At 32.0% G+C, this 11965-nt stretch carries 9 protein-coding genes; 7 read left to right on the top strand and 2 right to left on the bottom strand.

The genetic code is table 11. From position 1 onward, the window contains the following. The first annotated feature begins 461 nt into the window (after positions 1–461). From M4I23_RS18880 to M4I23_RS18850, 7 genes are all read left to right on the top strand, one after another. Complete coding sequence (locus M4I23_RS18880) at positions 462–1844, top strand: glycoside hydrolase family 30 beta sandwich domain-containing protein (protein ID WP_249755432.1); 1383 nt, start codon at positions 462–464, stop codon at positions 1842–1844. Between the two features lie 4 nt (positions 1845–1848). Further along, positions 1849–4158: a beta-glucosidase BglX gene (gene bglX / locus M4I23_RS18875; protein WP_249755420.1), complete on the top strand. Its 2310-nt coding sequence runs from the start codon at positions 1849–1851 to the stop codon at positions 4156–4158. A 10-nt stretch (positions 4159–4168) separates the two neighbouring features. After that, on the top strand, positions 4169–5821 hold the full coding sequence (locus M4I23_RS18870) for a sodium/sugar symporter (protein ID WP_249755419.1): 1653 nt from the start codon (positions 4169–4171) through the stop codon (positions 5819–5821). A 328-nt stretch (positions 5822–6149) separates the two neighbouring features. Next, on the top strand, positions 6150–6875 hold the full coding sequence (locus tag M4I23_RS18865; RefSeq protein WP_158848201.1) for a flavodoxin family protein: 726 nt from the start codon (positions 6150–6152) through the stop codon (positions 6873–6875). Positions 6876–7010: 135 nt separating this feature from the next. After that, a complete protein-coding gene (egtB, locus tag M4I23_RS18860; protein WP_249755418.1) occupies positions 7011–8165 on the top strand; it encodes an ergothioneine biosynthesis protein EgtB in 1155 nt (384 codons plus the stop codon). A 1-nt stretch (position 8166) separates the two neighbouring features. Then, complete coding sequence (locus M4I23_RS18855) at positions 8167–9114, top strand: L-histidine N(alpha)-methyltransferase (RefSeq protein WP_249755417.1); 948 nt, start codon at positions 8167–8169, stop codon at positions 9112–9114. Positions 9115–9116: 2 nt separating this feature from the next. Next, positions 9117–9770, top strand: coding sequence for a hypothetical protein (locus tag M4I23_RS18850; protein WP_249755416.1), 654 nt, complete (start codon positions 9117–9119; stop codon positions 9768–9770). Between the two features lie 51 nt (positions 9771–9821). Here M4I23_RS18850 and M4I23_RS18845 read toward each other — a convergent pair whose 3' ends face one another. Both M4I23_RS18845 and M4I23_RS18840 read right to left on the bottom strand, forming a co-directional pair. Then, the gene (locus M4I23_RS18845; protein WP_158848210.1) at positions 9822–10043 is read right to left on the bottom strand and encodes a DUF2892 domain-containing protein; all 222 of its coding nucleotides are present in this window, start codon (positions 10041–10043) and stop codon (positions 9822–9824) included. A 275-nt stretch (positions 10044–10318) separates the two neighbouring features. Further along, on the bottom strand, positions 10319–11803 hold the full coding sequence (locus M4I23_RS18840) for a phage tail sheath C-terminal domain-containing protein (RefSeq protein ID WP_249755415.1): 1485 nt from the start codon (positions 11801–11803) through the stop codon (positions 10319–10321). Between the last annotated feature and the right edge of the window lie 162 nt (positions 11804–11965).

Below are 11965 nucleotides of genomic sequence, written 5' to 3'. Positions count from 1 at the left end.
CATTACTCTTTTATCCTATAAAATTTAAATTTTCAAAAAAACAACGAAACTTTAGGATTAGAAATTAAGGAAAATATTTAAAATATAAATCGTATCTGAATTAATTCTAAGATAAAGACATATTCGTTTTTAAATAGATTAATAATCTCAATTAATTTAGCAATGCTCTAAACTAAAGTTTTTAATTCAATTCGTATAATTTTTATAAACATTTAAAGCTGCTAAACTGAATTATACAACATTTTTTATAGTATATGCGTAATTTTTGCTATCGTCTACTTATTGCTTAAAATAACTTTGTACTTAAGCTTATTACAGGGTTTATTTTAAATTAAACTTAGTTGTATTTGGTTTGAATATAATCGAAAATATAAAAAATGGGAAAGAGAAACAATTTTAAAATAGGGCAGTTTGTTGTTTTGTTTTTTATTACTTTAGGAGTTATTAATGCGCAAGAAAATATGGTTCGAGAACAAGGCTTTAATAAAAAAAATGTAAAAGTATATACAACCGCTAAAGACAGTAATTTAAAACTATCCCTAACTAAAGAAACAACTTTTAAACCTAGTAGCCAACCAACAGAAACTGAGATTTCAATTTTTGTAAATCCAAATAAAACATTTCAGGAATTTTTGGGTATTGGTGGAGCAATTACAGATGCATCGGCTGAGGTTTTTGCAACGCTTAGCCAAGAAAAACAAGATCAACTTTTGCAATCTTATTTTGGTAAAGATGGTATTGGTTATAATGTAATTAGAACTAATATCCATAGTTGTGATTTTAGTTCTGGAAGTTACACTTATATAGATGAAGGTGATGCTGAGTTAAAATCCTTCTCTATAGAAAAAGATAAGCAATTTAGATTGCCTATGATAAAAAGAGCAGCAGCGTTAATAGGAAATAGTATGGTGTTTTATGCTAGCCCTTGGAGCCCTCCTGCTTTTATGAAATCTAATAAAGATATGCTGCATGGTGGTAAGTTGCTACCAGAGTTTAATCAAGCTTGGGCAAATTATTATGTAAAATTTATTGAAGCTTATGAAGCTGAAGGATTGCCTGTTTGGGGTGTAACCATACAAAACGAACCAATGGCGGTGCAAATTTGGGAATCTTGTATTTACACTGCGGAAGAAGAACGCGATTTTCTAAAAAACTATTTAGGACCAACGTTTGAAAAAGCTGGAATGAGTGATAAAAACATTGTAGTTTGGGATCATAATAGAGATTTATTATCGCAGCGTTCTAATACAATTTTTGAAGATCCAGAAGCTGCAAAATACGCTTGGGGAACTGGTTTTCATTGGTATGAGACATGGACAGGAGGAGAACCCATGTATGATAATCTTAAAAATTTTAAAGAATCATTCCCTTCTAAAAATTTATTATTTACAGAAGGATGTAACGAAAAGTTTGATGCCGATAAATACCAATATTGGCCAAATGCCGAACGTTATGGCAATTCTATGATTAGCGATTTTAATAATGGCACCGTAGGTTGGACAGATTGGAATATTCTCCTAAATGAAAAAGGAGGCCCTAATCATGTTGGTAATTTATGTTTTGCCCCTGTGCATGCAGATACACAAACTGGAGAACTTATTTATACACCTGCTTACTATTATATTGGACACTTTTCCAAATTTATAAAAAAAGGAGCTTTGCGTGTAAGCACTACCTCAAGTAGAAGTACACTAGATAGTACAACATTCCAAAATACAGATGGTTCATTTGTAACAGTAGTAATGAATAAAACTGATAATAAAATAACTTACAACTTAATTGTAAAAAACCGTAAGGTTTCTTTAGAAATTGAACCTCACGCTATGCAATCTATACTATATTAAAAATATGAAAAACTACTCACTCTACATCTTGCTTATTTGCATCATTACATCATGCAACGATTTAAAAAATAACACAAGTGTATCTCAAAAAGATCCAGGACAACAGATTATTCATTCGGGTTTTGATGATCAAATTAGCGATTTAATGGCTAAAATGACCTTAAAAGAAAAAATTGGTCAAATGAATCAATACAATGGGTTTTGGGATGCTACTGGCCCAAGTCCAGATAAAGGAAAATCGGCAATGAAATATGAGCACATAAGAAATGGATATGTCGGTTCTATGCTTAATATCAAAGGAGGGGTAAAACAAGTGAAAGCTGTCCAAAAAATAGCAGTAGAAGAAACCAGATTGGGTATTCCGTTAATAATAGCTTTCGATGTGATACATGGGTTTAAAACTATTGCACCTATTCCATTAGCAGAATCTGCAAGTTGGGATATGGAAACAATAAAAAAATCTGCCCAAAATGCTGCCGAAGAGGCTGCTGCATCAGGTATAAACTGGACTTTTGCTCCTATGATAGATACTTCTCGAGATGCACGTTGGGGACGGGTTATGGAAGGTGGAGGAGAAGACCCTTTTTTAGGTTCTAAAATAGCTATTGCAAGAGTAAAAGGTTTTCAAGGTGAAGATTTATCTACTTCAAATACTATCGCGGCATGTGCAAAACACTTTGCTGGTTATGGTTTTGCAGAAGCAGGCCGAGAGTATAATACGGTGGATGTTGGTACTTCTACTTTAAACAATATCATTTTTCCTCCTTTTAAAGCTGCGGCTGAAGCTGGAGTTAAAACATTTATGAATTCTTTTAATGAACTTAATGGAATTCCTGCTACAGGTAACAAATATTTACAACGAGAAGTTTTAAAAGGGAAATGGGGTTTTGATGGATTTGTTGTTTCAGATTGGGGATCTATGATGGAAATGACGGCCCACGGACATGCGAAAGACTTAAAGCAAGCTGCCGAGTTTTCTATTAAAGCAGGTTCAGATATGGATATGGAATCTTATGTTTATGTAGAGCATTTAGCCGATTTAGTTAACGAAGGCACTGTCGATGTCTCACTTGTAGATGATGCTGTAAGACGTATTTTAAAAGTGAAATTTGAATTGGGTCTTTTTGAAGACCCTTATAGGTATTGTGATGAAGAAAGAGAAAAAGCAATAACCGGAAAAAAAGAGTTTATTGATGATGCTTTAGATATGGCAAAAAAATCGATTGTTCTTCTTAAAAATAATAATAACCTATTACCCTTAAAAAAGGAGAATCAAAAAATTGCTTTAATTGGTGCATTAGCAAATGATAAAACAAGTCCATTAGGAAACTGGAGTTTGGCAGGAGAACCAGGATCTGCAATTTCAGTTTTAGAAGGATTACAGCAGTATAAAGGAAATAATTTATCTTATGCTAAAGGAGCAGATGTAGTTGTTCCAAAATCTAAAGCTGCTTGGGCTGATGAGGTTGTTGTAAATAAAACGGATACCTCTGGTTTTGTTGAAGCTATTGCATTGGCTAAAAAATCTGATGTTGTTGTTATGGTTTTGGGAGAACATGGTATGCAAAGTGGAGAAGCAAAAAGTAGAGCGAATATTGATTTACCAGGAGTGCAACAGGAGCTTTTGGAAGCTGTTTATAAAGTGAATAAAAACATTGTTCTCGTGCTAACCAACGGAAGGCCATTGGCTATTCCATGGGCCGATGAAAATATTCCTTCTATTGTTGAAGCATGGCAATTAGGTGTGCAGAGTGGAAATGCCATTGCACAAGTACTTTATGGTGATTATAATCCAAGTGGTAAGTTGCCCATGACGTTTCCTAGAAGCGTGGGGCAAGTACCTATTTATTATAACCACAAAAACACAGGTAGACCAAGTGCAGAAAACGTTTTTTGGTCTCATTATTCAGATGAAGAAAATACGCCTTTATATCCGTTTGGATACGGTTTGAGTTATACTACTTTTTCATATGAAAATTTAAAAATTGATACCGTGAGTGATAGAGAGATTAAAATTTCTGTCGATTTAACTAATACAGGGGAAGTAAAAGGAAAGGAAGTTGCTCAATTATATATCCATGATCTATTTGCTTCAGTTACTAGACCTGTAAGAGAATTAAAAGGATTTGAACTCGTAGAATTAGAGCCAAAAGAAACTAAGACTGTTCATTTTACATTATCAGAAAAGGAATTGGGTTTTTATGATAATAATGAAGCATATGTCATAGAACCGGGTGAATTTAATATTTATATTGGGGGCGATTCTGGAGCATTACTTCAGGATAGTTTCAAACTAAAAAAACAATCAAACTAATTAATAGAATATGACAACACATTTTGAATTTTGGGATTACTTTATTTTTGTAGCTTATGCTGTTTTAATATTAGGCGTCGGTTTATGGGTTTCTAGAGATAAAGAAGGTCATCAAAAAAATGCAGAAGATTATTTTTTAGCAAGTAAATCATTGCCATGGTGGGCTATTGGAGCTTCACTAATCGCAGCCAATATTTCTGCAGAACAATTTATAGGGATGTCTGGTTCTGGATTTGCTTTAGGACTCGCCATAGCATCTTATGAGTGGATGGCAGCTATAACCTTAATAATTGTTGGTAAATATTTTCTACCCATTTTTATCGAAAAAGGATTGTATACCATTCCTGAGTTTGTCGAAAAGAGATTCTCTACCAATTTAAAAACCATTTTAGCCGTTTTCTGGATTGCATTATATGTGTTTGTAAACTTAGCATCGGTGTTATATTTAGGTAGTTTGGCTTTAGAAACTATTATGGGAATACCTATGATGTATGGTGTTATTGGCTTGGCATTATTTGCAGCGGCTTATTCATTATATGGTGGACTTTCAGCAGTAGCTTGGACCGATGTTATTCAGGTCATCTTCTTGGTTTTAGGAGGTTTAGTTACAACTTATATTGCTTTAAATACAGTTTCTGGAGGTGAAGGTGTTATCTCGGGTATAAAAATAGTTTACGAAGCAGCACCAGATCGATTTACTATGATTTTTGATAAATCGAACGCATATTACGATATGTTGCCAGGTATAGGTGTTTTAATTGGTGGTATGTGGGTTGCAAACCTTTATTATTGGGGTTTCAATCAATATATCATTCAAAGGACATTAGCGGCAAAATCATTAAAAGAAGCGCAAAAAGGGATATTATTAGCCGCATTTTTAAAATTAGTGATTCCTTTAATAGTAGTGATTCCTGGAATTGCAGCTTATGTTATGATTAACGATCCTGAGATTATGGCAAGGTTAGGAGATTCGGCCTTGAATAATTTACCATCATTAGAACAAGCAGATAAAGCATACCCTTGGTTATTACAGTTTTTACCAACAGGAATGAAGGGGATTGCATTTGCAGCATTGGCAGCGGCCATTGTTTCGTCTTTAGCATCGATGCTAAATTCAACATCAACTATTTTTACAATGGATATTTATAAGCAATATATTAATCCAAAAGCTACAGATAGAGCAACGGTTAATGTAGGTCGATTATCTGCTGCCGCTGCTTTAATTATAGCATGTATTATGGCGCCATTGTTAGGTGGTATAGATCAAGCATTTCAATTTATACAAGAATATACAGGTATTGTAAGTCCTGGTATTTTAGCTGTATTTATGTTAGGATTATTCTGGAAGAAAACAACAAACAAGGCAGCCATTTTTGGAGCTTTAGTATCAGTACCAATAGCTATGTATTTTAAAGTAGCACCAAATGGCTGGTCTGGCTCAGCAATTTTTGTTAATGTGCCATTTATGGACCAAATGGGGTATACCACTTTATTAACTATGATTGTAATTGCAATGTATAGTTACATTCAGCATAAAGGCGCAGATGATGAAAAAGGAATAGAAATTACAAAAGAGTCTTTTAAAACGAGTCCGTTGTTTAATATAGGTGCTTTTGCAGTTTTTCTTATTGTAGCGGCATTGTATGCTTCGTTTTGGAATTAATTAATAATAGTGATTTAACTATAATCTGAGTCACAAATTTTAACTCATAAAAAAACGGTTTAGTTTTCTCTAAGCCGTTTTTTTATGCTTAAAATTCAACTTGTTATTATGTTTACAAAGAACTTAACTAAGAGTGATAATTTTTTGGAATGACAAAACAAGAGGAATAGAAATATATAAGGAGGGTATTCAAAAGAGTTAACATTATAAGCGGTTGAGCACAGGTTAGTCATCTTTTGACTTTAATTTTATCATTACATTATAATAGATGTGTTTTTGTTTGTCTTAAATCGGGCATGTTTCAACTTAAATTTAAAAAACTATAATTATGAATTTTTCAAACCTTTCAGTCATTTACATTAATTGCACATTAAAAAAATCACCTCAAAAAAGTCATACCGATACCTTAATGGGGATCTCTCAAGATATTTTGAAAAAAGAAAATGTGTCTTTTGAAACTATTCGATTAGTAGATGAAGAAGTTGCCGTTGGTGTATATCCTGATATGACGGAACATGGTTTTGATAAAGATGCTTGGCCAGAAATATTTGATAAAGTAATGGCTGCAGATGTTCTAATTATTGGCACACCAATATGGTTAGGCGAGAAATCTTCCGAAGCTCAAAAACTTATAGAACGTTTGTATGCTATGAGTTCTAAAACTAATAATAAAGGGCAATACATATTTTATGGAAAAGTTGGAGGCTGTATGATAACAGGGAATGAAGATGGTGTTAAGCATTGCGCTATGGGTATTTTGTATGCTTTGCAACATGTTGGTTATTCCATTCCACCTCAAGCAGATTGTGGGTGGATTGGTAAAGTTGGTCCTGGTCCAAGTTATGGAGATACAGAATGGAAAAAGGAAAAATTAGATGCTCCCGCCGGTTTTGATTCGGATTTCACCAATAGAAACGCTACATTTATGACTTACAACTTACTGCATTTGGCAAAAATGCTAAAAGAAAATAATGGTTATTCCAATTATGGTAATTCTCGAGAGAAATGGGATGATGGTACACATTGGGCTTTTAAAAACCCGGAATACAGATAGATTACCAATAGAATAACCAAAGCAATTAGTAAAAATTGTTTTAATCTTTATTTTCTTTAATTTACCAATTCTAGAAGAGATATAAGGTAAGTTTCTAATACAAAACCCGTCTGATATTTAATTACATGATTTAGAATGAATATTATTGAACACTATAAGCAAACAAGAAATCTTACTAATTCGCTTTGTAAACCTTTAGAAATTGAAGATTATACACCGCAGTCTGCAGCTTTTGCAAGTCCACCAAAATGGCATTTAGCTCATACTACATGGTTTTTTGAAGAGATGATTCTAAAACCATTTTTTAAGGATTATATGGTGTTTAACGTTGAGTTTAGTTTTTTGTTTAATAGTTATTACAATACTTTAGGTAAGCGTATAGCTAGGCATGAACGCGGTTTAATTACAAGGCCAAGTGTTGAAAATATTTATAAATACAGAGAATACGTAGATAAGCATATAGAAAAACTTTTGGGAGATTCTCAAATTAATGAAGACGTTTCTAAGCTAATTGTTTTAGGAATTAATCATGAGCAGCAGCACCAGGAGTTATTAATTACGGATATTAAATATACACTTTCTAGAAACCCTACGTATCCAAAATTATATGAAGTAGCATATGCAAACATGTTACAGGAAACAGAGTCTTTAAAATTTATTGATATAAAGGAAGGTATTTATAATATTGGTTATAATAAAAATGAATTTTGTTATGATAACGAGTTTGGTTTTCATCGTGTATTTGTAGAAAATTATGCTATTGCAAATAGATTAATTACTAATCGAGAATACATTGAGTTTATAAATGCAAATGGATATAGCACATCTAAATATTGGTTAGATGATGGTTGGTATTTTATTAATACAAATAACATAGAATACCCATTATATTGGGAACAGGAAAATGAGACTTGGTATGTTTATACATTGGCAGGAAAAGAGCTCTTAAATTTGGATGCACCGGTAACTCACATCTCATTTTATGAAGCAAATGCTTATGCTAGCTTTAAAAATAAACGATTGGCTACCGAGTTTGAGTGGGAAATAGCCAATGCGCAATTTAATTGGGGAAAAACTTGGGAATGGACTAATTCTGCCTATTTACCATACCCTAATTATAAACAAGATGAAGGTGCTGTTGGCGAGTACAATGGTAAATTTATGATTAATCTTATGGTTTTGAGAGGGCATAGCGTTGCAACATCACCAAACCATAGTAGACCAACTTATAGAAACTTTTTTTCACCGGAAACACGTTGGCAGTTTTCTGGTATACGTTTAGCAAAATAATATGAATATACAATTTAAAATAGATGTTTCTAGTGGTTTAACCAAATCACCAAAAACTTTACCTTCAAAGTATTTTTATGATGAAATAGGGGATAAACTCTTTGTTAAAATCATGAACTTACCCGAGTATTATCTAACGCGTGCAGAATATGAGATTTTTGATACGAAATCTGAAGATATAATTCGTAAATTAAAAATAAATCCTTCGGATACTATCGATTTAATAGAGTTAGGGGCTGGAGATGGTAAAAAAACAAAAACCTTTTTAAAGGTATTATTAGAGAAAAAATATAATTTTAAATATGTACCAATAGATATTTCTATACATGCATTGAAGGCTTTAGAAACATCTTGTAAAATGGAGTTTTCTAATCTTGATATAGAAATAAAACAAGGTGAATATTTTGGTGTTTTAGAGGATGTAAAAACGAATAAATCGCAAAAAATAATTATGTTTTTAGGTTCTAATTTAGGTAACTTAGAAGATGAAGCTGCTCAAGATTTTTTAACCAAATTGAGTAATGCTTTACAAGTGGGCGATAAAATAATTTTAGGATTAGATTGTATCAAACCGGAAGAGATTGTGCTACCTGCATACAACGATAGCCAAGGCGTGACTAAAGCATTTAATTTAAACTTACTACATCGAATAAATAAAGAACTTCATGCCGATTTTGATGTATCGAATTTTGATCATGTACCTGAGTATGATGAAAAAACAGGTATTGCAAAAAGTTTTTTAGTTAGTAAAAAAGAACAAAAAGTAAGTTTCAATAGGGATCAAACATACTACAAGTTTTCAAAAGGAGAAAAAATTCAAACTGAAACGTCCAGAAAATATAATGACCGTATTTTACAGACGCTTTTAAGAAATACAAATTTAGTTCAGATTTCTAAAATCAGTGATTCTAATAATTATTTTAATAGTTATATTTTAGAACGTGTTTAACAATGGAGCAGTTAATTATTTTAGGTTTAGGAGCTAGAAGCACATTGTTTTATCAAGAGAAATTACATGAGTTATATTTCTGTAAAAAAGGAGGTTACAGTACATTTCCTTTTATATTAAAGCAACTCGATTTTAATTCTATTAATCCATATTTACCTAATAATACCTCTGTTATAGCGCCAATACTTCAGCGTGAACTTAAAGATTACAATCGCGCAGAAGTTAAGTTGTTAGTTCCAAACATTACCATTCATAAAATATTGGATAAGATTGAGTTTAATTCACAGATTATTCACCCCTACGAGTTGTTAAATAAGGAGTTAGAAAATAGTAAATTGAGTAATTTGGTGTTTTTTGGAACCAAGTTTACAAATAATGATTCTTATATAGCATCGTATATTAAGGATAGATCAATAGAGAAACTAAGGGATGATGAGGTTCTCTTTTTGGATGATTTAAGAAAAAATGTATATGCTAATACTGAAAATAATGAGGATATTATAATTTATAATAAGTTGATTGAAAAGTATTCAGAGAATTATATTGTTATTATTGCATGTACAGAATTATCTATAATAAACTCTAGTAAGAATAAAAATGTTATCGATTTGTCAATACTTCAGTGTCGAGAAAGCATGAAAATTATAGCTCAATAAAGATCATATAGGTGTTAATTAATACGAACTTAAAGTTACATAGTTTTATAATTAAATATAATCGTCTCTATTATTTGTATTGAAGTTAACGCTTTTATAAAAAGGACAAAAAGCAGTTATACTTGCAAAGGCAAACATAACAGAAACAACAATTAACATTATGCCAAAAACACCTCTTATTTCTCCTATAAAAAATAATGATAGCAATAGTAAGGAGACTATAAATCTTACAAGTCTATCAAAATTACTCATGTTTTTTTTTAGTTTCAGCATAATTGAGAGGTATTAGTTATAGATTTTGGGTGGTACAAATTTAACTTTTTTTTATGAAACATAGGGTTTTAGCTTACTATTATTGTGCTTTAATTGGTTTTAATAGCGTTTTATCGGGTATTTTTGTTGATTTAATAATTTTAGATAATGTCTGGTTTAGAACAAATTGCAAAATTTGCGAGATTTTAAATATATAAGTTATGGAAGAATAAAACAGAACAATAAGGTTAACACATGCCTGTGAAGTTTATAATCTCCTAATCTTTTTCTTGAGATTACGTTTCTGTTTGTTGCTTTATTTTTGCGATTAATTGATTGCTTTGATAGAATGGTAATTTATCTAATGCTTCAAGTAAAATAGTTATTTCATTACTTGATAAACTTATTTGAACTTCTTTTTCACCATTAATAGTTTTCATTTGATGGGTGAATTTAAGTATGATAAATTCTGCTGGGCGGATAGGAGCAAGACCAATTTCGAATGTCATTCGTCCCTCAAGAATATCTTGGGTAGTCATAGTTTCATTTAAACCAACACGAACATAAAAGGCATGTTCGGCTTTAGTTCCAGCTAAAGCGCCTTGTCTCCATAATGAAGATAGGTAGTTTTCAATAATTGTTCTTGTTTTTATCCAGGTGGTAGCGTCGTTAACTTCAAAGGAGACAAAGGTTGTCGATTTTTTTATCGATTCCTCAACCATATTAAATAACCTTCTTACTGGTATATAACGCCATTCATTGTTATTTCCTGCTAAAGTTCTTGCACCCCAAATCAATGTGCCTTTTCCGGGAAAACTTCGAATAGCATTGATGGATTTGCCAGATGCTTGATCAGCGTTTAAGCTATTTTGTTCGCTTTCGCTTATTGTATGCGTTGGACCAATAATACTACTTATAGATACATTTGCTGGAGCTTTCCATACGCCACGATTATTATCCGTTTGAACATAAATACCGGCTACTGCGCAACTTGGTGGTAAGATTACTGTATGTTTTGCTAATTCAGATTTTACAAAATTGTAGACATCAGGATTTGAATCCTTAAGCAGGTTGAGTGTGGTTTTTACTGGTCTTGAAGTCTCTTGATTATTAATAACAGATACTTTACTATCGTTATATTTATAGCTAAATGATGAGTTAAGATATGGCATATATGCGGCTCCATATTTTAAATCTCCAACGATACCATTTCTAAATTTGATAGTAGATTCATCTATTTGATCTTCCATTAATACATCGAAAATTGCAAACCTATCCTTTAGAGCGCTACATTGGTGTAGAACTTCTTGGCATAGTATATAATAATCATTACCAAGTTGAATAGCATCGGGACAAACTAAAAGTGTTACTTCATCGATTTCGGCAACTGCTTTTAGAGCCTTCTCGTATTTTTCCTTGTTAGCATTGGTAAATAGTGGAGAAATGTAGCAAGGACCACCTCCATTGGAAAAATAAAGTTTGATGGCATAAAACATAATTTCTTTTTCGGCATCTAAGTCTTTTTCCAATTTTACTAGTTCAATAGTATTTGTTCTAGTTTTTTGTTTAATAGTTACGTGATATTCGTATGGTTTAGAAGTGCCAAAGTGATATTCATATTCTAAGAGAGAATTGATTTTAACAGGTGTAAATTCACCATTTTCCGGCACGATTTGAGTTTTACCAATAAAGGCAGGAATTGCAGAAGCTACTTGTGTAATCGAATTTGGAAAGGATGAGGTTTCCTCAACATAAACTCCAGGTGAATTATTAGTTGGCATAGTTTTATCTGTTTTAATTTTCAAATGTCTAGTTCTGATTATAATTACAGGGTAAAATTAATTTTACCCTGATTATTTATATACCATATTAGTGGCCTTGAAGACTAAAGATAAATGTAATTATAATTCAATGTACGAATTAATTACGTTTTTTTATAAAAC

The sequence above is a fragment of the Algibacter sp. L4_22 genome (assembly GCF_023473045.1).
In the GTDB taxonomy this organism is placed as follows: domain Bacteria; phylum Bacteroidota; class Bacteroidia; order Flavobacteriales; family Flavobacteriaceae; genus Algibacter.
The sequence above is the reverse complement of the archived record's forward strand: the minus strand, read 5'-3'. Positions and strand labels throughout refer to the sequence as shown.